Source organism: Caballeronia sp. 11_S32, from assembly GCF_056930355.1.
The window spans coordinates 337,817-359,256 of sequence record NZ_JBXOWH010000004.1; the positions used below are offsets into that span (position 1 = coordinate 337,817).

The 21,440-nt window shown below is 66.2% G+C and carries 18 protein-coding genes; 6 read left to right on the top strand and 12 right to left on the bottom strand.

The window, feature by feature from the left end; translation table 11 throughout:
• Window positions 1–2 precede the first annotated feature (2 nt).
• Window positions 3–1,049 (top strand): patatin-like phospholipase family protein, encoded by a 1,047-nt coding sequence (locus AC1Z32_RS27600; protein ID WP_483482020.1) that lies wholly within the window; start codon window positions 3–5, stop codon window positions 1,047–1,049.
• Between the two features lie 175 nt (window positions 1,050–1,224).
• On the top strand, window positions 1,225–1,737 hold the full coding sequence (locus AC1Z32_RS27605) for a hypothetical protein (protein ID WP_483482021.1): 513 nt from the start codon (window positions 1,225–1,227) through the stop codon (window positions 1,735–1,737).
• 205 nt (window positions 1,738–1,942) lie between these two features.
• On the opposite strand, the gene AC1Z32_RS27610 is transcribed toward AC1Z32_RS27605, so the two are convergent.
• Window positions 1,943–3,106 carry a metallophosphoesterase gene (locus tag AC1Z32_RS27610; RefSeq protein ID WP_483482022.1) on the bottom strand — a complete coding sequence of 388 codons (1,164 nt, stop codon included), beginning with the start codon at window positions 3,104–3,106 and terminating at the stop codon, window positions 1,943–1,945.
• A gap of 321 nt (window positions 3,107–3,427) precedes the next feature.
• On the opposite strand from AC1Z32_RS27610, the gene AC1Z32_RS27615 reads away from it, so the two are divergent.
• The gene (locus AC1Z32_RS27615) at window positions 3,428–3,982 is read left to right on the top strand and encodes a hypothetical protein (RefSeq protein WP_483482023.1); all 555 of its coding nucleotides are present in this window, start codon (window positions 3,428–3,430) and stop codon (window positions 3,980–3,982) included.
• A 75-nt stretch (window positions 3,983–4,057) separates the two neighbouring features.
• On the opposite strand, the gene AC1Z32_RS27620 is transcribed toward AC1Z32_RS27615, so the two are convergent.
• On the bottom strand, window positions 4,058–5,518 hold the full coding sequence (locus AC1Z32_RS27620) for an NAD-dependent succinate-semialdehyde dehydrogenase (protein ID WP_483482024.1): 1,461 nt from the start codon (window positions 5,516–5,518) through the stop codon (window positions 4,058–4,060).
• Window positions 5,519–6,227: 709 nt separating this feature from the next.
• Window positions 6,228–7,523, bottom strand: coding sequence for a 4-aminobutyrate--2-oxoglutarate transaminase (gene gabT / locus AC1Z32_RS27625; RefSeq protein ID WP_483482025.1), 1,296 nt, complete (start codon window positions 7,521–7,523; stop codon window positions 6,228–6,230).
• Window positions 7,524–7,652: 129 nt separating this feature from the next.
• Between gabT and pdxR the strand changes: the two genes are divergently transcribed.
• On the top strand, window positions 7,653–9,140 hold the full coding sequence (pdxR, locus tag AC1Z32_RS27630) for a MocR-like pyridoxine biosynthesis transcription factor PdxR (RefSeq protein WP_483482026.1): 1,488 nt from the start codon (window positions 7,653–7,655) through the stop codon (window positions 9,138–9,140).
• Between the two features lie 140 nt (window positions 9,141–9,280).
• Window positions 9,281–10,477, top strand: a complete 1,197-nt coding sequence (locus AC1Z32_RS27635) for a M20 aminoacylase family protein (protein ID WP_483482027.1) — start codon at window positions 9,281–9,283, stop codon at window positions 10,475–10,477.
• A 40-nt stretch (window positions 10,478–10,517) separates the two neighbouring features.
• Here the strand turns inward: AC1Z32_RS27635 and AC1Z32_RS27640 are convergent, their stop codons facing one another.
• From AC1Z32_RS27640 to AC1Z32_RS27660, 5 genes are all read right to left on the bottom strand, one after another.
• Complete coding sequence (locus AC1Z32_RS27640; RefSeq protein ID WP_483483329.1) at window positions 10,518–12,059, bottom strand: methyl-accepting chemotaxis protein; 1,542 nt, start codon at window positions 12,057–12,059, stop codon at window positions 10,518–10,520.
• Window positions 12,060–12,211: 152 nt separating this feature from the next.
• Window positions 12,212–12,373: a hypothetical protein gene (locus tag AC1Z32_RS27645; protein ID WP_483482028.1), complete on the bottom strand. Its 162-nt coding sequence runs from the start codon at window positions 12,371–12,373 to the stop codon at window positions 12,212–12,214.
• Window positions 12,374–12,400: 27 nt separating this feature from the next.
• Entirely contained in the window at window positions 12,401–12,982 is a 582-nt protein-coding gene (locus AC1Z32_RS27650; protein WP_483482029.1) for a glycosyltransferase family 9 protein, read from the bottom strand.
• Window positions 12,983–13,272: 290 nt separating this feature from the next.
• On the bottom strand, window positions 13,273–13,767 hold the full coding sequence (locus AC1Z32_RS27655) for a hypothetical protein (RefSeq protein ID WP_483482030.1): 495 nt from the start codon (window positions 13,765–13,767) through the stop codon (window positions 13,273–13,275).
• A 131-nt stretch (window positions 13,768–13,898) separates the two neighbouring features.
• The gene (locus tag AC1Z32_RS27660) at window positions 13,899–15,386 is read right to left on the bottom strand and encodes a UdgX family uracil-DNA binding protein (protein ID WP_483482031.1); all 1,488 of its coding nucleotides are present in this window, start codon (window positions 15,384–15,386) and stop codon (window positions 13,899–13,901) included.
• Window positions 15,387–15,620: 234 nt separating this feature from the next.
• On the opposite strand from AC1Z32_RS27660, the gene AC1Z32_RS27665 reads away from it, so the two are divergent.
• Window positions 15,621–16,331, top strand: a complete 711-nt coding sequence (locus AC1Z32_RS27665; protein WP_483482032.1) for a glycosyltransferase family 2 protein — start codon at window positions 15,621–15,623, stop codon at window positions 16,329–16,331.
• A 385-nt stretch (window positions 16,332–16,716) separates the two neighbouring features.
• On the opposite strand, the gene AC1Z32_RS27670 is transcribed toward AC1Z32_RS27665, so the two are convergent.
• From AC1Z32_RS27670 to AC1Z32_RS27685, 4 genes are all read right to left on the bottom strand, one after another.
• Complete coding sequence (locus AC1Z32_RS27670) at window positions 16,717–17,304, bottom strand: nucleotidyltransferase family protein (protein ID WP_483482033.1); 588 nt, start codon at window positions 17,302–17,304, stop codon at window positions 16,717–16,719.
• A 111-nt stretch (window positions 17,305–17,415) separates the two neighbouring features.
• On the bottom strand, window positions 17,416–19,638 hold the full coding sequence (locus tag AC1Z32_RS27675; RefSeq protein ID WP_483482034.1) for a xanthine dehydrogenase family protein molybdopterin-binding subunit: 2,223 nt from the start codon (window positions 19,636–19,638) through the stop codon (window positions 17,416–17,418).
• Entirely contained in the window at window positions 19,635–20,624 is a 990-nt protein-coding gene (locus AC1Z32_RS27680; RefSeq protein WP_483482035.1) for an FAD binding domain-containing protein, read from the bottom strand. Before AC1Z32_RS27680 ends, AC1Z32_RS27675 begins: the two co-directional genes overlap by 4 nt.
• 11 nt (window positions 20,625–20,635) lie before the next feature.
• Complete coding sequence (locus AC1Z32_RS27685; protein ID WP_483482036.1) at window positions 20,636–21,328, bottom strand: (2Fe-2S)-binding protein; 693 nt, start codon at window positions 21,326–21,328, stop codon at window positions 20,636–20,638.
• Window positions 21,329–21,440 lie beyond the last annotated feature (112 nt).

Below are 21,440 nucleotides of genomic sequence, written 5' to 3' on the forward strand. Positions count from 1 at the left end.
TGATGGCGGCCATTCCGAAAGTAGCGATCGCGTGTCAGGGCGGCGGAAGCCATGCGGCGTTCGCGGCGGGCGTGCTCGAACGGCTCCTGAGCGACGAGTGCTTCGACCGGTTCGAGCTGGTCGCGCTGTCTGGAACGTCCGGCGGCGCGATGTGCAGCGCGCTCGCCTGGGCGGGCTTGCTGCTCGGTGGCCCCGCGGACGCCAGGCAGCGCCTCGCGGCTTTCTGGAAGGATCTGGAGGCGCGCGAGGGGCCGGATATCGTCGCCAACGCGGTCGGGACGTGGTACGCGCGCCTGCCCATCAATGCGGAAATCAGTCCGTATCTGTATCCGCCGGTCGCCGAGGAGCGGCTGCGCGAGCTGCTCGACAAGCATCTGCCGTTCGCATCGCTGCCGACGGAACCCGACCGGCGCGCGAAGCCGACGCTTCTGATCGGCGCGACCGACGTGCGCACCGGCGACCGCGTGATCTTTCCCGGCGACAAGCTGAATCAGGATGAGCTGGTGGCATCGGCCGCGGTGCCGCCGCTGTATCGCGCGGTCGCCGCAGACGGGCGCATGTGCTGGGACGGCCTCTTCAGCAGCAACCCGCCGGTGCGCGAATTCACGGACTTCGCCATCGACATGCGGCCCGACGAAATCTGGGTCGTGCAGATCAATCCGCAGCATCGCCGCGAGCTGCCCGAATCGATGAACGAGATCATCGACCGGCGCAACGAGCTCGCCGGCAATCTCGCGCTCGGGCAGGAGCTTTATTTCACGACGCGCGTGAACGATCTGTTGAAGGCCAACGATTCGCTTGCGAAGCGCTACAAGCCGATCAAGGTCCGCGTCGTGCAGATGCACCTCGACGCGAAGGATTATCCCGGTCCGCTCGACTATGCATCGAAGCTCGATCGCAATCCCGCACTCATTCACGCGCTGATCCGCAAGGGACGCGAGCGCGCCGAATGGTTCTTCGATGCTCGCTCCGACTGGCCGAGAGAAGGCACGGCGCCGCACAGGAGCGTCTACGCGACGACACCGGCGGCGGTGTCGAAGAAGGCATAGCGCCGCGCGCCCGCGTTTCGCGCGGCGAAGCGTTCGAGCACAAAATTTCGCAGTCCAATGTATCGTGCGTTGCGGATTAGCGGGCACAATCGTTCGCGGGATTTGCGCAGGGCGGATGCAACGCGGACGATTTCGCGGGCGGCGCCGGACAATTGCCCGTGACAAGGATAATGCTATGAAAATCAAAACGCTTGGAATGATCGCCGTGGCCTCGTCGATCGCACTGGGCAGCGTAAGCGCGAAGGCCGACCGCGCCGCGCGGCACGTAGAAGGACAAATGGTCGTTCAGATCATCGGCACGGTGAAGGGCGTCGACACTGCCGCGCATCGCGTCACCGTGGTGAATGCGCAAGGCGTCGAGACGCGCCTGAACGTGAGCCCGGAGATGCACGATCTCGACAAGCTGCCGCTCGGCACACGCATCAGGAGTTCGGCGCTGCAGCCGGTCGTGCTGACGCCGGTCGGGCATGCGAGGCCTCAGGCGTTCATCCCCGGCGACAAGCGCTTCGTGGCGCAGGTGACGAGCGTCGATCCTGCTACGGGCGTCGTCATGCTCGCGGATGCCGATAATCTGCCGATCGAGGTGCGCACGCGCGATGTGCGTCAGGCGGCTACGCTTGCAAACGGGACGGCCGTCAGGGTGGACGCGATGAACACGGGCTCGAACCCATCGCCCTCGAAACATTGAATCGCGCGGAAATCTTTAAGAAAAATCTGGTGGTTTCGATTTTTCTGTTCCCTTATTTTTGACTCACTCGCTGGCGGGGCCCCGCCTGCCAGTACGAGAGCGTTCTTTCATTCCCCGTGTCTGGACGCAGCGCTTTTCCCCGAGCGCAGGACGCGCGGCGTTCCCCCCGCCACGCGTCCTTTTTTTTCGAGCCGTCACGGCGTCGTCATGCTGGCGTCGAAGCAACCAGACGAACCAGCGTAATCTCCGACGGTGCGCCCAGCCGTTTCGGCGGTCCCCAATAGCCGGTGCCCCGGCTCGTATAGACCCAAAGCCCGTTGAATTTCACGAGTCCCGCGACGAACGGCTGCTGCAGGCGCACGAAGAAATTCCACGGCAGGAACTGGCCGCCGTGCGTGTGTCCCGAAAGTTGCAGTGTGAAGCCCGCCTCGGCCGCCGCCGTCGCGCTGCGCGGCTGATGGGCGAGCAGCACGCGCACGGCGGCGTTGTCGGGTGCGCCGCTGAGCGCCTTCGCGGGATCGCTGCGATGCGCGGGATCGAAGCTGCCGGCGCTGAAATCCGTGACGCCCGCGACCACGGCTTGCACGCCATCGTGATTCAGCACGACATGCTGATTGAGCAGCACGGTCAGCCCGAGGCGGCGGAACTCGGCGATCCACTTGTCCGCGCCCGAGTAGTACTCGTGATTGCCGGTGACGAGAAACGCGCCATGCCGCGCGGTGAGGCCGGCGAGCGGGCGCGTGTGATCGGCGAGATTCGGCACGGTGCCGTCGACGACATCGCCCGTCACCGCGATCAGATCCGGCTCGAGCTCGTTCACCGCCGCGACGATGCGCTCGACATAGTGACGCTTGATCGTCGGACCGACGTGAATATCGCTGATCTGCGCGATCGTGAAGCCGTCGAGCGCGGCGGGAAGATTGTCGATGGGCACATCCACGCTCACGACCGGCGCGCGCCGCCGCGCGTTATAGAAGCCGATCGCGGAGAACAGCACGGCGAGGAGCGGCACCGCGAGCGCGCTGTACGCGACCAGCACCGGCGACCCGACAGGCATGCCGCGCAGCCAGTCAGCGAGATGCACGAAGAACAGCATCACGTCGCGCGCGAAGGTCAGAAGAAGCAGCGAGGAGAAAAAGCCGAGCGCGGTCAGCCCGAGCCAGGCGAGGCGATCGGCGAGCGACTGCGGTTCGATCTGGCGCGCCGCCATGCCGAGCGGAATGACGATGACCGACGCGGCGAGCAAGACCGCCGCCAGCACCTTGAGCGGCAGGCCGACGGGCGCGTCCGGAATGAGCCGCACGCCGACATAGAGGTGAAACAGAACGCCGATGCCGATGAAACGGATAAAAAAAGCCGAGCGTCGCATAGCGCCCCTGAGAGTCGAAGAAGCGGCAAGGAGACGGGCGGTGTGCGCCCGCGCCGGATATGGAGCGGATTCTACCGTTTCGACGCCAGCATGGCCTTTGGCGGTCGATCGTGGCCGAAGAAGGTGATTCCGCAAATATGGTATGAGGTTTTGACTTCGGACCGGCTGCCGCGGTATAAATCAGTCGACTTCGGTCGCTGCTGCGGTGTTCGAGCATCAAAAAAATTGAATGATCGGCACTGCGAATTCAGATAACCTGAATATGGGAGCAGTATCATGAATTTGAGGCTGTGTGCAGTTTCAGCACTTTTCGTGTCGGCGATGGCTGTGTCGACAGGCGTCGCCGTGGCCCAGAACGATCCGCTTGCAAAGGCGGCGGACAAGGTCGTCGGTCTTGCTGATCCAATTCACGTTCAGGCAACGATCGTGGGTATCGACGCCCCCAACCGCACGCTGATTGTCCGCGGCCCTCACGGTGACGCAACCGTGCTCGTAAACAAGGAAGTCACGAACTTCGACAAGCTGCACATTGGCGACAAGGTCGACGTGCTCTACAAGAACGCGTTGCTCGTGAGCGCCGAAAAGGTGAAGGGCAAAGGCGAGCGCGAACGTATCGATACGGCCGCCTATCAGCCGACGTCGGGCAAGAACGGTGTGACGGGCTTCGACGCCACTCGGCAAGTCGAGGTCCTTGCGACGGTCGAAAACGTCAACAACAAGAAGCGCACGATCACGCTGCGCGGCCCGTGGCGCACCGAGACGTTCGATCTCACGCCGGATTTCGCGGCGGAGAAGCTGAAGAAGGGCGACACGATCCACGCTGTGTTCGTGTCCGCGACGGCGGTGCAGGTGACGCCGGCCGCCTCGACGAACTAACTCGGCGAGACATCGTAAAAAGCCTCGGCACCGAAGTGTCGAGGCTTTTTGCGTTCAGGAGCGTGCAACGCGCGATCAGACCGCCATGCAGAGATACTTGATGACGACGTAATCGTCGATGCCGTAATGCGAGCCCTCGCGCCCGAGGCCCGATTGCTTGACGCCGCCGAAGGGCGCGACTTCATTCGAGATCAGCCCGGTGTTGATACCCACCATGCCGTATTCGAGCGCTTCGGCCACACGCCAGATACGGCCGATGTCGCGGCTGTAGAAGTACGCGGCGAGACCGAATTCGGTGTCGTTGGCGAGGCGCACGACTTCGTCGTCGGACGAGAAACTGAAGATCGGCGCGAGCGGGCCGAAGGTTTCTTCCTTCGCCACTTTCATGTCGGGCGTGACGCCGGTCAGCACGGTCGGCTCGAAAAAGCCGTGACCGAGCGTGTGACGCTTGCCGCCCGAAGCGAGCGCGGCGCCTTTCGCGAGCGCGTCCGCGATATGCGATTCGACCTTCTTCACGGCTGCTTCGTTGATGAGCGGCCCGAGCGCCACGCCGCTTTCGGTGCCGCGCCCGACTTTCAGCTTGGCGACGGCCGCCGCCATTTTCTGCGCGAACGCATCGTAGACGCGCTCGTGCACGTAGAAGCGGTTCGTGCACACGCAGGTCTGTCCGCTGTTGCGATATTTCGATGCGATCGCGCCTTCCACTGCGGCGTCGAGATCGGCGTCGTCGAACACGATGAACGGCGCGTTGCCGCCGAGCTCCAGCGTTACTTTCTTGACCGTCGGCGCGCTTTGCGCCATCAGCAAACGGCCCACGGCGGTCGATCCGGTGAACGACAGCTTGCGCACGATCGGATTGCCGGTCATCTCTTCGCCGATGGCTTTCGGATCGCCCGTGAGGATGCTCAGCACGCCTTTCGGGATGCCCGCGCGTTCGGCGAGCACGGCGAGCGCGAACGCGGAGAAGGGCGTCGCTTCGGCGGGCTTCACGACGATGGGACAGCCGGCCGCGAGCGCCGGGCCGACCTTGCGCGTGATCATCGCGGCGGGGAAGTTCCACGGCGTGATCGCGGCGCAGACGCCGATCGGCTCTTTGGTCACGACGATGCGCTTGTCGGCGGCGGGCGTCGCGAGCGTATCGCCGGCAACGCGCTTGCCTTCCTCGGCGAACCATTCGATGAACGAAGCGGCGTACGTGATTTCGCCCTTTGCTTCGGCGAGCGGCTTGCCTTGCTCGGTTGTGAGGATGAGCGCGAGATCGTCGGCGTTGGCCATCATCAGGTCGAACCAGCGGCGTAGGATGATCGCGCGTTCCTTGGCGGTTTTTTTGCGCCACGCGGGCCAGGCGGCGTTGGCAGCATCGATGGCGCGGCGCGTTTCGTTCGCGCCCATGTGCGGGACTGTGCCGAGGGATTCGCCGTTCGACGGGTCGATGACTTCGAATGTCTTTCCATCGTCGGATTGTTGCCATTCGCCGTTGATGTAGGCTGCGTGGCGCAGCAGCGTCGGGTCTTTCAGGTCGTCTTGCAGGCTCATGGTTTTGGCATTCCTCGTGGGGTTGTAGCGTGTGGTGTTTATCGCCGGATCCCGATTTCGTGTCGGTCTATTTGCTCTGCCCCTGTGCGGGGCGGCAGTCACTTTCTTTGCTGCTGCAAAGAAAGTAACCAAAGAAACAGCTTGTCCCATCCAAAGTGCTTCAGGCCGGCCGCGGCACAGAACTGCGCAAGTGGTCCGGCAGTAGCGAGTGCCCTCACAGGCCTAACCGGGCTTGGATCGCGCACGGTCTGTCACATCGCGCCACTTAACTGATTGGTAAGGCGCCAACTAGCTCCGGCCCGCTGCGCGGCCGACCGGTCAATCGGGTCGGCGCACACTTCCTTGCTAACGCTTCCATCTCACTGCATTCGCCCACCGTTGGTTTCCCTTGTAGACCCCGCGGCAGCGCGTAGCGCTGTGCCGGAGCTATTTCGTGCTGAACCAGCGCGCTCAAACTTTTAGCGTGTCAGACCGTGCGCGGTCCAGGCCCGATTAGACCTGTGAGGGCACTCGCTACTGCCGGCCCACATACCATCTTCTGTGCCGGGGCCGGCCTGAAGCACTTTGGATGGGGATAGCTGTTTCTTTGGTTACTTTCTTTGCAGCAGCAAAGAAAGTGACTGCCGCCCCGCATAGGGGCAACGCTAATAGACCAAAGACACAGCGGGATCCGGCGACAACGCCGGCATCAAGCATCAAGCATCAAGCATCAAACAGTAGCGCCGACAACCTCAGTCAACACATCCTCAAGAATCCCCAAAGCCTCATCAAAAACCGCATCCTGAATGGTGAGCGGAAACAGGAACCGAACGACGTTCGAATAGACCCCGCACACGAGCAGCAACAACCCGCGCTCCAGCGCGCGCGTCTGTACCTGCTTGGCGAACGTGGCATCGGCCTCACGCGAGCCGGTCTTGCAGAACTCCACCGCGACCATCGCGCCGGGCCCGCGCACATCGGCAATCTGCGGCACGTCGCCCCGAAGCGAGTCGAGCTTCGCCTTGAGCTTGTCGCCGAGCACAGTCGCGCGCTCGCAGAGATTTTCACCTTCGATAATGTCGAGCACCGCATGCGCCGCCGCCAGCGCGAGCGGGTTGCCCGCATACGTGCCGCCGAGCCCGCCGGGCGCGGGCGCGTCCATGATCTCCGCGCGCCCCACCACGCCCGACAGCGGCATGCCGCCCGCCAGCGACTTCGCAATCGTCATCAGATCGGGCGCGACGTCGTAATGCTCCATCGCGAAGAGCTTGCCAGTGCGCGCGAAGCCGGTCTGGACTTCATCGGCGATCAACAGAATGCCGTGCGCATCGCAGATCTCGCGCAGACCGTGCACGAATTCCGCCGGCGCCGGGTTGAAGCCGCCTTCGCCCTGCACCGGCTCGAAGATGATCGCCGCGACGCGCGTCGGCTCGATATCCGCCTTGAAGATATGCCCGATCGCGCGCAGCGAATCCTGCACCGACACGCCGTGCAGCGGATTCGGGAACGGCGCGTGATAGACGTCCGACGGGAACGGCCCGAAGCCGATCTTGTACGGCGCGACCTTGCCGGTGAGCGCCATGCCCATCAGCGTGCGGCCGTGGAAGCCGCCCGTGAACGCGATCACGCCCGGCCGGCCCGTCGCCGCGCGCGCGATCTTGATCGCGTTCTCGACGGCTTCCGCGCCCGTCGTGAAGAACGCGGTCTTGTTCGGATACGTGCTCGGCGCGCGGGCGCTGATCTTCTCCGCCAGCGACACGTACGACTCGTACGGCACGATCTGATACGCGGTGTGCGTGAAGCAGTCGAGCTGCGCGCGGATCGCCTCCACGATCTTCGGATGACGATGCCCCGTGTTGCACACCGCGATGCCCGCCGCGAAGTCGATAAAGCGGCGGCCCTCGACATCCCACAGTTCCGCGTTCTCGGCGCGCGCCGCGTAGAAATCGCACATCACGCCGACGCCGCGCGGGGTCGCGGCATTCTTGCGGGCTTGCAGGTCGGCGTTTTTGAGGGTGGTGCTCACAGGAAATCTCCTTCGCGCGAGGCGCATGTCGAGGGTGGCCGCATCGGCCGGCTGAACTTAAAGACGACTATAGTAAGATTTGGTCCTCAAGTTCAGAGCCATTTCAATAAATCTATAGGAGCCAATTCGATGTCCACACGCGCAAGCGTGCTCTCCGACTGGCTCGCTCAGCGCATCGACCGCTCGAACGGCCAGCCGATCTACCGGCAATTGCACCGGCTCCTTCAACAGGCGATCCTCACGCGCGAACTTTCGGCGGGCGCGAAAGTGCCGTCGTCGCGGCTGCTCGCGGCGGAGCTCGGCGTCGGGCGCAACACGGTGACGCAGGTGTACGAGCAGCTCACGCTCGAAGGCTATGTGTCGTCGGCGACGGGGCGCGGCACCTTCGTCGCCGACAGCGCGCCCGACGAAATCCTCTTCGACGACGCGCCCAGGGAGGCCGCCGCGCCATCCGGCATTCAATCCACGCTTTCCGCGCGCGGCGCGCGGCTGATCGTGGGCGCGGGCGTGTCGAAGCGTCAGGGCGGCGCGTTCATGCCGGGCGTGCCGGACGTGTCGCGCTTTCCGTCGCGCGTGTGGAACCGGCTGCACGCGAAATACTGGCGCAAGCCGCTGCCCGATCTGCTGACCTACGCGCCCGGCGGCGGCCACGCGGGATTGCGGCACGCGCTCGCGCACTATCTGCGCACATCGCGCTCGGTGCGCTGCACGCCGGAGCAGATCGTCGTGACGACGGGCATCCATCAATCGATCGATCTCGCCGCGCGCCTGCTCGCGGATTCCGGCGACACGATCTGGACCGAGGATCCGTGCTACTGGGGCGTGCGCAGCGTGCTGCAGGTGTCGGGGCTCGATCTGAAGGCGATTCCCGTCGATGCCGAGGGCATCGCGCCAACGCCCGCCGATCTCGCGTCGCCGCCGAAGCTCATGCTCGTCACGCCGTCGCATCAATATCCGCTCGGCATGGTGATGAGCCTCGCGCGCCGCCGCATGCTGCTCGAATACGCGCGTCAGCATCGCTGCTGGATCGTCGAGGACGATTACGACAGCGAGTTCCGCTACGGCAGCCGCCCGCTCGCGTCGCTGCAGGGCATGGACTCGGGCGGGCAGGTGATTTACGTCGGCAGCTTCGGCAAGACGCTGTTCCCGGGGCTGCGCATCGGCTATATCGTCGTGCCGGAGGCGCTCGCGCAGAGCTTCGCGACGGCGAGCGCCGAGCTTTATCGCGAAGGGCAGCTACTGCAGCAGGCGGTGCTCGCCGAGTTCATCGAGCAGGGACATTTCACGTCGCACATCCGGCGCATGCGCGCACTCTACGGCCAGCGCCGCGACACGATGCTCGCGACGATCGCCGCGCGCTACGGCGAAACGCTCGCGATCGCCGGCGGCGACGCCGGGCTGCATCTCGTGCTCAGACTGCCGAAAAATGTCGACGATCGCGCGCTCGCCGCCGCCGCGCTCGCGGAGGACATCGTCGTGCGGCCGCTGTCGGGCTATTACGCGCATCGGCCGGACGCGGAATCCGGCTTGCTGATCGGTTACGCATGCGTGCCGGACGACGAAATCGCGCCGGCTTTCGACAAGCTCGCGGGCGTGATCGACCGTTTTCTGCGCTGAACCGGTCGAAACTTCACGTTTTCGTGCCCGCGCAGCGAAAAAAATCGCGCGCGGAACTGGAAAGCGCGGCGCATGTGGAGGATCATGTGCGCCGTTTTCCGATTAACCGCATCGCCGACTCACTCAGCAAAGGTTTCTCCATGACGACTTCGTCCGATCCACGCTTCACCGTCATCGCCGATCTTTCCGACGACGCCCCGTCGCTGCGCGAGATTCGCCACGACATCCACCGTCATCCGGAGCTCTCCTACGAGGAGACGCGCACCGCGGCGCTCGTCGCCGAGCGGCTGGAAGAGTGGGGCTGGCAGGTGACGCGCGGCGTCGGCGGCACGGGCGTCGTCGGCACCCTGAAAGCGGGCGACGGCGCGAAGAGCATCGGCCTGCGCGCCGACATGGACGCGCTGCCGATCATCGAGCAGACCGGCAAGCCGTACGCCAGCGAGACGCACGGCAAGATGCACGCCTGCGGCCACGACGGCCACACGACGATGCTGCTCGGCGCCGCGCGTCATCTCGCGCGCACGCGGCGTTTCAACGGCACCGTGCATCTGTACTTTCAGCCGGCGGAAGAGCACGGCGTGCCGAGCGGCGCGCAGAAGATGATCGAGGAAGGCCTCTTCGAGCGCTTTCACTGCGACGCCGTGTTCGGCGTGCACAACCATCCCGGCGCGCAGCCCGGCACGTTCCTGTTCCGCAAGGGGCCGTTCATGGCGGCGGGCGATCAGGTGTCGATCGTCATCGAGGGCGTCGGCGGGCACGCGGCGCGTCCGCATCTTTCCGTCGATCCGGTCGTCGTGACGGCGAGCATCGTGATGGCGCTGCAGACGATCGTCGCGCGCAACGTCGATCCGGCGCAGCCGGCCGTGGTCACCGTCGGCTCGATGCACGCGGGCACGGTCAACAACGTGATTCCGAATCGCGCGACGCTGGAGCTTTCCGTGCGTTCGTTCGACCGCCAAGTGCGCGAGCTGCTCAAGCGCCGCATCAAGGAACTGGTCGAATCGCAGGCCGCGAGCTACGGCGCGAAAGCGGCGGTGAAGTATCTGGAAGGCTATCCGGTCGTCGTGAATTCGGACGCGGAAACGGACTTCGCGATTCAGGTCGCGCGCGAGCTGGTCGGCGAGCAGAACGTCGTCGCGCATGCGGATCTGCTGATGGGCAGCGAGGACTTCGCCTTCATGCTGCAGAAACGGCCGGGCTCGTTCCTGCGCATCGGCAACGGCGCGGGCGAGGACGGCTGCATGGTCCACAACCCGCATTACGACTTCAACGACAAGAATCTGCCGGTCGGCGCGGCGTACTGGGCGCGTCTGGTCGAGCGCTTCCTGGCGCAATAAGGCAAAACGGCGCGTGATGCTCTCACGCGCCGTTCGATCATCAGGCCGGCAGCCTGAAACTGCCGATCGCGTCGCGCAGCATATCCGCCTGATCCTTCAGCGAATGCGCGGCGGCGGCGGCTTCCTCGACAAGCGCGGCGTTCTGCTGCGTCACCTGATCCATCTCGACGACCGCGCGGTTCACCTGCTCGATGCCCGCGCTCTGCTCGCGCGACGCGTGGCTGATCTCGTCGAGAATCTCGTTCACGCGGCGCACCGATTGCACGATTTCCGTCATCGTCGCGCCCGCGTTCGTCACGAGCGACGCGCCTTGCTGCACCGTCTGCGTCGACGTCTCGATGAGCGCCTTGATCTCCTTCGCCGCCGTGGCGGAGCGCTGCGCGAGGCTGCGCACTTCGGCCGCGACAACCGCGAAGCCGCGTCCCTGTTCGCCCGCGCGCGCCGCTTCCACCGCCGCGTTGAGCGCGAGGATATTCGTCTGGAACGCGATGCCGTCGATCACGCCGATGATGTCGCCGATCTGCTGCGAGCTTGCGGTGATGCGCGTCATCGTGTCGATCACGTCATCGACGACGCCGCTGCCGCGCGTCGCCACGTCCGCCGCCTGCTCCGCGAGACGCGCCGCCTGCGCCGCGCTCTCGGCGTTGTTCTTCACGTTGGCGGTCATCTGGTCCATGCTCGACGCGGTCTGCACGAGCGCCGCCGCCTGCTCTTCGGTGCGCTGCGAGAGATCCGTATTGCCCGCCGCGATTTCCGACGCGCCCACGTTGATATTCTCGGTGCCGTTGCGCACGCGCGAAACGGTCTCGACAAGGCCGCGCTGCATCACGCCGAGCGCGTGCAGGAGACTCGTCGTGTCGTTCGGACGAACGTCGACGGTGCTCGTCAGATCGCCGCGCGCGATGCGATGCGCCGCGCCGACCGCGAGCTCCAGCTCGCCGCCGAGATTGCGCCGAATGCTGGAGAGGACGATCAGCATCGCCGCCGTCGCGATGCCGCCGAGCAGCGCGGTGATCGCGAGCCAGCGCAGCGCGCTCGCATAGAACGCGTTCTGCACGTCGTCCATGTACATGCCGGTGACGAGATACCAGTCCCACTGCGCGAAGCGCTGCGAGTACGAAAGCTTCGGAACCGGCTTGTCGCCGCCCGGCTTCGACCACAGATAGCTGATGAAGCCGCCGCCCGGCTGATCGCCGGCCTTCACGATATCGACGAACAGGCGATTGCCGGCCGGATCGGTGTATGTCGACAGATCCTGCCCGATCATCGCGGGCTTGATCGGGTGCATCACCATCCTCGGATGCGAGTCGTTGATCGAGAGATAGCCGTCCGTGCCGTAACGGATCGCGCCGACCACTTCCAGCGCGCGCTTCTTCGCTTCCTCTTCGGTGAGGGTCTTGTTCGCGGCGAGCGCCGCGTAGTGCGCGGTGATTGCGTGCGCCTCGTTGACGAGGGTCTTCAACTGCTCCTTGCGGTCGTCGATCATCGACGACCGGTTCTGCCACGCCCCGATGATCCCGATCGCGATCAAGCCGATCCACAGCACGGCGATCAGCGAGCCGAGCTTCCTGTTCAACGTCATTCTGTTCATGTTGCGCCCGTCGCCTCTTTGCGTTGTCTGTCATTGAGCGGCGGTGCATGCCGCCGCTTGCCCGCTTTACGGCAGGCGCTGCGGCGGAATGTAGGGCGGGGAATACCCGTAGGGTATTCGTCTGATTGAAGCGCGAATGAAGCTCAGAGCCGCCGGATCGGATCCTTGTCGGGCGGCGCGTCGGGATGCTGCGGCTCGTCCGGGCGATGCCCCGGCGAAGGCGGCGTGAGCGGATCGGCTTCCGGATCGCGGTTCGGGTCCGCGACGGGATCCGGAACGGGACTGGTCTGCATGTCGAATTTCATGATGTCCCCTGAAAGGTGGATCGTCGTCTATGCCGATTCGTGCGCCGCCGGCATGTGCAGCGTGAACGGCTCGCCCGGATGCGCGTCGCCGGTTTTCGAGAGCGCGGCGCGGGCGCGCGCGGCGATGGCGTTGCTGCCGGTGTCGCGCGGATGCTCTTCGAGCACGATATGCGGCGTGCCGAGCGCGCGGGCAGCGGCGACGGGCGATGACGCGGCGGCATCGTCGGAGACCAGCAGGCGCGCGTTCGCGATCAGGCGCGGCAGCGTGGCCGGCGCGACGGCGCCCGCGAGAAAGAGCGCGGCCGTCTGCATCGCGCCGAGCACGCCGGCGGTGCGCTCGGGATCGGGCGCGTCGCCGACGATGGCGATCTGCCAGCCGTCGGCGGCGAGCTGGTCGGCGACATCGGCGTAACGCTCGGCGGGCCAGGCGGGCGCCGCGCGATGGCTGCCCGGATGGATCAGCACGAGGCGCTCGCGCTCGATGCCGTGGAACGCGGCGAGCTCGTCATACTCGGCATCGGACGGCGTGGCCGGCGTGGCGCTCGGCGCCTCGGGGACGAGCGCGGTCGCGAGGTCGTCGCTCAGCGTGGAAAGGGGATTGGCTCGCATCCTGGCTCCTGCAATTGGCGTGGCCTCGTTTCGATGTTCCGCGTGGCAAGCACCCGCCGTGCCCGGAGCGATGTCGGGCCCGTCTTGCGGGAAAGCGCGTGCGCCGCCGAGACAGATTGCATCCGGAACCGTGACAGTTTGAGCGGCGGTTGCGGTATCTGTCACGTATTGAAGGAGGCGCGACGGCGCTCGTCAAGGCGCGGCGTTTTCATCGCCGATGTAAAAAAGCCGCCGCCTCGCGATGGCGAGGCGGCGGCTCGATCGTGCGATTTACGCGACGCGGGCGGCGCTCAGGTCTCGCCGTTGCCGTCGCCGGCGGGCAGCGTCTTCGGCGTGAACGCCTCGGCCCGGCGGCGGATGCCGTCGACTTCGCCGGTCACGAAGGTGCGCTTGTCGGCGGCGAGCGCTTCCTGGTACGACGCGCCTTCCGGCACGCGATGCAGCAGCGCGCGCAATTCGCCTTGCGTGGTCTGCTCGACCGGTTCGTAGTCGTAGAGACCGAGCTCGAGTTCGGCGCGTTCGTGCAGGATGAACAGGCACGACGCGAACACCGCGACCGCGAGCACTTCCTGCACGCCGAAGCGGAATTCGTGCGGCACCGGCGAGAACGGCAGCCACGCGATTACCGCCGCGCCGGCGAGCGCCAGCGCGATCGTTGCGTTGAGCAGGCGTTGCAGGCGCGCGATGATGCGCTCGCGCTCGGTCTTCAGCTGCCCCGCCGATTTCGGCACGAGCGCAACGAGGGATTGTTGACGGCGGAGTTCTTCGAGCGGGAGAGCGGCCATGGAGAAGTGGTCGGGACCATCGGTGAGCGCCAAAGCGGCGCGACACCGGTATAACGCGCGGCTTACAGGAACGTTGACGGCGCTTTCGTCTTGTTGCGTCCTGTTTCTTCCTGTTGCATCTGGCCGTGCGCTCAGCGCGTGCGGTCCTTCACCGGCGTGCGGATGGTCGCGACGCCGTCGGCGATCTGCTGCGCGAAGACGAGCGCCTCGACGATCGTTCCGAACACTTCGACGCGGAGTTTGTCATCGGCCAGTCGCATCAGATACGACGGGTGATAGGTCGGCACGATGATGTGCCCCTTGTGCTCGATGGTCTTGCCGAGATACTCGGACAGCGCCGTGCGATGCCCCGTGAGCGCCTTCAGCGCCGTTGCCCCGAGCGCGACGACGACTTTCGGCGCGATCCGCTTCAGTTCTTCCTCGAGCCAGTAGCGGCAGGCCTCGCGCTCGCGCTGCGCGGGCGCGAGATGCGCGCGTTCGTCGCCGTGCGCTTCCCACTTGAAGTGCTTTACCGCGTTGGTCAGATAAAGCGATTCGCGCGCGATCGCCGCCTCGGCGAGCGCTTCGTCGAGCAGCTTGCCCGCCGGGCCGACGAACGGCTTGCCCTCGCGGTCTTCCTGATCACCCGGCTGCTCGCCGACGAGCATCACGCGCGCATTGGCGGGACCGACGCCCGCCACGGCCTGCGTCGCGTTGCGCCAGAGCGCGCAGCGCTTGCATGCGTCGAGCGACGGCGGCTCGGTGAGCATCGTGCCCTTGATCGGCTCCAGCTCCGTGTTGATGGCGACTTCCATCTCGGGCGGCACGTTGCGCGCATCGCGGTCGCGCCGCGAGTAAGGGTCGGCGCGGGAAATCAGCGCGGGGTCGGTGCGCGCGTTCTCCGGGCTTTTCCAGTAGCGCACCGGCATGTGCGACGCCATTTCGGCGGCGTTTTCCTGCGCCGGCGCGAAGGTGCTCTCGTAGTACGCGAGCCAGAGCGCCTCGATGGCGTCGCCGCTCACGGCTTCGCCGCTCATCGCGGTGTCGCCGAAATCCATCGGCTTTTCTTCCGGCTCGCTCGTGCGGTCCACGCGCAAGAGGGCGCCGTCCCAGAAGGCGGCGCCGTGCGGCGTGGCGATCATCCACGTGGCGCTGCCCATGCGCGTGGCGAAATGCATCGCCGCGTGCTCCAGCAGGTCGTGCACCGGCTCGAACCAGCTGATGAACTCGGGCGGCCCGAGCGACGAATCGCGATGCCGGAAGCGCAGCACCTTGCGCATCTCGCGCTCCTCGGCCTCGACCACTTCGATCATCCGGCGCAGCCGATAGCCGTCCGCGTCATCCGCCGACGCGATCGCGCGGTCGCCCTGCGTCCAGCGCCACAGCGCCTTGTAGAGGAACTGCCAGCGGTCCGGGGCGCGATAGCACGCCGCCGTTTCGAGCATGGAGAGAAACTCGCGCGCGATCCTGACCGGCTTCTTCGCGTTCGGATCCGCCGAGCCGGGCGGAAGTGGAGAGATGGAGCCGAACACGGTCGCCGATGCATCGGTTTCGCGCCATAGCACGTCTTCCGGGCGCGCACCCTCCATGAGGAGATTGCGCGCTTCGGTGCGCCAGGCGGCAAACGACGGATCGAGCATGACGCTTTTCATCGGCGAACGAAATCAGAAAAGTACTGTATATCCATACAGTAATTCTAGCGATCCGCGCTGCTTTTGGGCAACTATTTAGGGACGTTCGTGCCCTTTTACGAGATGCGTTCAGATGATGAAACATGGGAACAGTCATTGCTGAAATCGATCCATCGCGGTCATCGATTGCCTTTGTCGCCTGCTGGGGATGGCCGCCGGACAACATCGATTTACGGAGCCGACATGCTTGCCATTGTCATCCCTGCCCACAACGAAGCCGCGCATATCGGCGCGTGCGTGGTGGCCGCGCGCCGCGCTGCGGCACATCACCAGTTGCGCGGCGAGGCGGTGCGCGTGATCGTCGTGCTCGACAGTTGCACCGATGACACCGGCGAAATCGCGCGGGCGCTGGGCGCGGACGTGATGCGCATCGACGCGCGCAATGTCGGCATGGCGCGCGCGTGCGGCGCAGAGCGGGCGCTCGCGCTGGGCGCGCGCTGGCTCGCGTTCACGGATGCCGATACCACCGTCGCCGAAGACTGGCTCGTGCGCCAGCTCGACTGCCGCGCGGATGCCGTGTGCGGCGTGATCGGCGTGCATGACTGGTCGCCGCATATCGGCGCGGTGCGCGAGCACTTCGGGCGCACTTATACCGACGCGGACGGGCATCGGCATATTCATGGCGCGAACCTGGGTGTGTCGGCAAACGCGTATCTGCGGGCGGGCGGGTTTCCGCCGCTGGAATCGAGCGAGGACGTGGCGCTCGTCGAGGCGCTGCTGGCGACCGGCGCGCGGATCGAGTGGAGCGCTTCGCCGCGCGTGGTGACGAGTGTGCGAACGGATTTTCGCGCGAGGAAGGGGTTCGGCGCGACTCTGCTGGAAGTCAGCAGGCGCTATCTGCCGATCAGCACCGACGCCGCAGATTCAGCCGATACGGCGGCGATCGCGGCTTGAGACCGGTCAATTGTCGAGCGCTTCCTTGATTCCGACGTAGCCCTTAGCGATTTCGTGCACGTTGCCCGTAACCTTCGATGGCGCCGTGCAGGCCCGACGTGGTTCGCTCCCAAGCGCGATCCATCATTTCCTCAGCGGACCTGCGCGGATAGGCCGACCGATAGTCGGTAGGCGGACAAATCGAAAACGCGCCTGCCAGCGCGCCCGCAACGCGCCGCATTTCGCTCCAGATCTTCATGTGATGCTCTCGTGGAAGGATGGTCCGCTGCGCAACCGCACGGTCGCGAGTGAAATTCATCCTACCATTTACTTAATGATCCGAAGCAATTAGGCCGAGCGGCCAGGCGCTTTTCAGACATTCCAGCAGCGCGCGGGCAGGCCGCTTTCAATCGTGCTGGAGATCGCCCGGCACATCGATATCACGCAGCACATTTGGATCGCCGACTTCGACGATGAACGGCGTCTGCGTCGAAAAGATGCCGCGCGCGCCCGCATCGCCTTCGAGCGCGGCGAGTGCGTCCCGATGCGCGATGCCGAACCCGACCGGATGCCCGCGCTTGCCGCGATAAAACGGCGCGACGAGCGCCGCGCCTTCGTCGAGCGGCCGGGCGACCGCTTCGTAGGTCGCCGGTTCGATCCACGGCATGTCGCCCAGCGCCACGAGCCAGCCATCGGCTTCGGAGGTCGCGCGCACGGCGGCGGCGAGCGTCGCGCCCATGCCGCGTTCGGCGTCGGCGCTGAAAATCACATTGCAGCCGGCTTCGTTGAGGACATCGGCGAGCTTTTCGGCGCCCGGACGCACGACCGCGATGACTTCGGCGGCGACCGCCAGCAGCCTGCGCGCCGACTGAAACACGACGGGCGCGCCGCCCGGCAAGGCGGCAAGCAGCTTGTTGTGGAGGCCGGACGGGTCGAAGCGGGTGCCGAGACCCGCCGCCAGCAGGATGCCGGTCGCGTTCGACGAATAGCTCATCGCGGCTCTTCGTGTGGGGATCGAACCCGAATTGTGCGGCGCATCGAAGATCGTCGCAAGCACAAAAAAGCCCGCGGCGGGCACGGCGGCCGCCGCGGGCTTCGTTGCGCATCACGCCATCGTCGGCGGCAAGACCTTGTCGAGCGTGATCGGCAGATCGCGCACGCGCACGCCCGTCGCGTGATACACCGCATTGCCGAGCGCGCCCGCGACGCCCGTGATGCCGATCTCGCCGATGCCCCGCGCGCCGTGCGGATTGATATACGGGTCGGGCTGATCGACGAAGGAGATATCCAGCATGCCGATGTCCGCATTCACCGGCACGTGATACTCCGCGAGATTCGCGTTGGTGTAGCGCCCGTAGCGCGCATCCATCTCGCTCTTCTCGAAGAGCGCCGAGCCCACGCCCCACACGATGCCGCCCATCAACTGGCTGTGCGCCGTTTTCTCGTTGAGCAGCGTGCCGACGTCGTACACGGCGACGATGCGCGGCACGCGAACGATGCCGAGGTCCGCATCGATATGCACTTCCGCGAACACCGCGCCGAACGAGTGGAACGCGTACTGCTTTTTCTCGTCGCCGGGACGCGCGGTGGCGACGGCTTCGATCGCGCGGCCGCCGTTGCGCGCGATGATCGCCGCGGCCGGATCGCGCCTGTCCGGATTCGACACGCTCACGACCCAGCCGTTGTTCACGATCACGTCCTCGCGCGCGAGCCCCGCGACGGGCGAGCCGCGATCCGCGAGCGCCATCGCGATGAGCTGGTCGCGTGCCTGCATCGACGCCGCCCGCACCGCCGGCGACACGCTCGCCGCCGATTGCGAGCCGCCCGACACCGGCGCCTTCGGCAAGGACGAATCGCCGAGCGCGAAGCGCACGTAATCGAGCGGAAAGCCGAGCGCGTCGGCGGCGACCTGCGTCATGATCGTGTAGGTGCCGGTGCCGAGATCCTGCGTGCCGGAGGCGACCATCGCGGTGCCGTCGGGCAGGATGCGCGCGATCGCCGATGCCTCGCTGCGGTTCGCCGGATAGGTCGCCGTGCCCACGCCCCAGCCGACGAGCGTATTGCCCTCGCGCATCGAGCGCGGCGCCGCGCTGCGCTTCGGCCAGCCGAACTTCTCCGCGCCGCGTCGATAGCATTCGAGCAGCGACTTCTCCGACCATGGCTTCTTCTCTTGCGGCTCCATGTTCGCGTGGTTCTTGATGCGGAACGCGAGCGGGTCCATCTTCAACTGATACGCCATTTCGTCCATCGCCGTTTCGAGCGCGAACGAGCCGCTCGTCTCGCCGGGCGCGCGCATGAAAGTGGGCGTGCCGATGTCGAGCTTCACGAGCTTGTGCGAGGTCGACTGGTTCGGCACCGCGTAGAGCATGCGCGAGACGATGGCCGAGCTTTCGGTCCAGTCCTCGAAGGTCGAGGTCGTCGAAATCACGTCGTGGCGCATGCCGGTCATAATGCCGTCGTCGCGCGCGCTCACCTGGATGCGCTGCTCGGTGCACGGCCGGTTGCCGATCATGCCGAACATCTGCGGGCGCTCCAGCACGAGCTTGACGGGCCGGCCGGTCTGCCTGGAAGCCATCGCCGCCAGCACGACGTGCGACCACACCGAGCCCTTACAGCCGAAGCCGCCGCCGACGAACGGGCAGATCACGCGCACGTTGTCCTCGGCGATGCCGAAGAACTTCGCCACCGCGCTTCTCGCGCCGGAGACGCCTTGCGTCGCGTCGTAGAGCGTGAGATTCGGGCCGTCCCAGCGGGCGAGCGTCGCGTGCGGCTCCATCGGATTGTGATGCTCGTAGGGCGTGGTGTAGACGGCGTTCAGGCGCGTCGGGCCTTGCTTCAAACCGGCGTCGACGTCGCCGCGCTTCGTCGTGATCGCGCGGCCCATCATCCTTTCCGGCTGATACGCGGAAGCCTTCGCGCGCTCGAAATCGGCATTCGGCATCGCGGCTTCGTAGCGCACGTCGACGTAACGTGCCGCGCCTTGCGCATGTTCCAGCGAATCCGCGACGACCACCGCCACCGGCTCGTTGCTGTAGCGCACCTCGGCGGTCTGAAGCAGCGTGAGCTTGCGCACGGCGGGCGGCTGCGCGTCGGGCACGCCGTTGTTCGGCAGGCGCATCGCGTTCTGATGCGTCATCACGAGCAGCACGCCGGGCATCGATTGCGCGCGGCTCGTGTCGATCGACGCGATGCGGCCCTTCGCCACCGTGCTCGTGACGAGCACCGCGTGCGCGAGTTTCGCGTCGGTGGCGTCGCCCGAATAGCGCGCCTGGCCCGTGACCTTGAGCACGCCGTCGGTGCGGTCGAGCGGTTTTCCGATGACACTCATGCGACACCTCCGGCCTGTTGAACCGCGCGCACGATCGCGCGCTGCGCGAGCGCGACCTTGAACGCGTTGTCGCGTTGCGGTTGCGCGCCTTGCACCGCGAGCGCGGCGGCGGTCTGCAGCGCCGGCTTGTCGAGCGTCTTGCCGATGAGCGCGCGCTCGGTCGCGTTCGCGCGCCACGGCTTGTGCGCAACGCCGCCCAACGCGATACGCGCGCTCTTCACCGTGTTGCCGTCCATCTGCAACGCGGCCGCGACGGACACGAGCGCGAACGCATAGCTCGCGCGGTCGCGCACCTTCAGATACTTCGAATGCGCGGCGAAGAGCGGCGGCGGCAGATCGACCGATGTGATCAGCTCGCCCGCCTGCAAGGTCGTGTCGAGATCGGGCCTGTCGCCCGGCAGCCGATGAAATTCCGCGAACGGAATCGTCCGCTCGCCGTTCGGGCCGGTGACGCGCACGACCGCATCGAGGGCCGCGAGCGCGACGCTCATGTCGGACGGATTCGTCGCGATGCATAGCCGGCTCGCGCCGAGAATCGCGTGCATGCGCGTGTTGCCGTCGATGGCCGCGCAGCCGCTGCCCGGCGCGCGCTTGTTGCATTGAGGAAAGGCGGTGTCGTAGAAGTACGGGCAGCGCGTGCGCTGCATCAGATTGCCGCCGACCGTCGCCATGTTGCGCAGCTGCGCCGATGCGCCCGCGAGCAGCGCCTGCGACAAGAGCGGATAACGCTCGCGCACCCACGCGTGATTCGCGCAATCGCTGTTGCGCACGAGGGCGCCCAAGCGCAGGCCGCCGTCGGGCAGCGCGGTGATGCCGTTCAGCGCATCGATGTGCGTGATGTCGACGAGCTTCATCGGCCGCATCACGCCGCCTTTCATCAGATCGAGCAGGTTGGTGCCGCCGCCAACGAACATCGCGCCGGGCTGGCTCGCCGCCGAAAGCGCGGAACCGATGTCGGCGGCGCGCTGATAGGAGATCGCGTCCATGTGCGTCTCCTTCAGGCGTTGCCGGACGCGACGGCTTTCACCGCCGCGACGATGTTCGGATACGCGCCGCAGCGGCAGATGTTGCCGCTCATGCGCTCGCGGATTTCATCGTCGGAGAGTTGCGCGGGGCGAAAGCGCACGTCGGCCGTGACGGCGCTCGCGTCGCCCGCCCGGTATTCGGCGATGAGCGCGGTGGCCGAGCACAACTGCCCGGGCGTGCAGTAGCCGCACTGAAAGGCGTCCTTTTCGATGAACGCGCGCTGGATCGGCGCGAGCGTGTCGCCGTCGGGCGCGAGGCCTTCGACGGTCGTGACCGATTCGCCGTCGTGCATCACCGCGAGCGTCAGGCACGAGTTGATGCGCCGCCCCGAGACGATCACCGTGCACGCGCCGCACTGGCCGCGGTCGCAGCCTTTCTTCGTGCCGGTGAGCCCGGCGTATTCGCGCAAGGCGTCGAGCAGCGTCGTGCGCGCCTCGACCTGCAGTTCGTACGGATGGCCGTTGATGGCGAGCTTCACGGGCATCGTCGGGGCGGCGGCGGGCGGCGGCGCCACGGCCGGTGTCGCGGCGGCCTGTTGTTGCGCATGCGCGAGCGGCGCGGCGGTGACGGCCGCGGCGGCTGCGGCCGACTGGAGAAAGCGCCGGCGCGACGGCTTCTGAGCCGCGTCGTTCGCGTCTGCGACGTGCTGATTGACTGGGGACATGGCGATCGGTTGCTCCTCGCTCGTTCGAAAGGGCGCCGCCCGAGACTCGAATCTCCGTGGGCTCCGGCTCGCGACCGACTGCGACCTCGGTGTGCGAGCGCCGATGCTCAAG